General features: G+C 64.3%; 1 protein-coding gene. It reads left to right on the top strand.

From position 1 onward, the window contains the following. Window positions 1-215: 215 nt before the first annotated feature. On the top strand, window positions 216-1,088 hold an 873-nt coding region (locus ACIRS4_RS38700; protein WP_404205034.1), incomplete at its 3' end, for a CapA family protein.

The raw sequence follows: 1,088 nt of genomic DNA, 5'->3' as shown, positions 1-1,088 counted from the left end.
CCTTCATAACGATGCCTTCCGCTCATGCGGCCCGATAAGCTGCCGCTATTCAGGCGAATAGATTCGTGCGATACATAGATTCTGCGCTTTCGCCCTGACCCTGCCCAGAAGTGAAGGTCATCAGAGCGGTATCCCCGCCGCTACAATGGCCATTACATCCGTCGTCACGGACAGGTAGACAGCTCTTGGGCAGGCCGTGTTCTGGGGGCGAATCGATGACGCAGACGAGTAGTCCATCGCAACAGAGTCCGGTCACCGTGCTGCTTGGCGGTGATGTGATGCTCGGTCGTGGCGTCGATCAGATCCTGCCGCATCCGGGTGATCCGCTCTTGCACGAATCGTGGGTCGAGGACGCCCGTCGCTACGTCGAGTTGGCCGAGAAGGCGAACGGGCCGATACCGTACCCGGTCGACTTCGACTGGCCGTGGGGCGACGTCGGGCCGATGCTCGACCAACTGGCGCCCGACGTCCGGCTGATAAACCTCGAAACCTCGATCACCAGCGACGGCGTATTCGCGCCCGCCAAGGGCATCCATTATCGGATGAACCCCGCCAATATCGCGACGCTGAAAGCGTTTCGGCCCGACACGTGCGCGTTGGCCAACAATCACATCCTCGACTTCGGAAACCGTGGTCTGCTCGACACGCTCGACGCGCTCGACGCGGCGGGCATCCGCGCGGCCGGGGCGGGAGCGAGCATCGACGCGGCATGCCGCCCGCAGGTAGTGGAGCCGGCCGGGCGGCGGGTGGTTATCGTCTCGGTCGCCAGCACCAGCAGCGGCGTCCCGCGGGCGTGGGCCGCGCAGCACGATCGGCCGGGAGTGTGGCTGTTCGGTGATCCGGCGGGCCGTGATGTCGCCGACCATGTCGCGGCGCAAGCGGTCGCGTACAAGCGTCCCGGCGATATTCTGATCGTGTCCGTGCATTGGGGCCCGAACTGGGGCTACGGGATCGGGCGGAGCGAAATCCAGTTCGCCCACCGGCTCATCGACGCCGGCGTCGACATCGTGCATGGGCATTCATCCCACCATCCTCGCCCTGTCGAGATCTACCATGGCCAACCGATCTTCTATGGCTGTGGTGATGTC

The sequence above is a fragment of the Streptomyces sp. NPDC101166 genome, assembly GCF_044768125.1.
In the GTDB taxonomy this organism is placed as follows: domain Bacteria; phylum Actinomycetota; class Actinomycetes; order Streptomycetales; family Streptomycetaceae; genus Streptomyces.
Note: the sequence above shows the minus strand (reverse complement) of the source record. Positions and strands in the feature narration are given on the sequence as shown.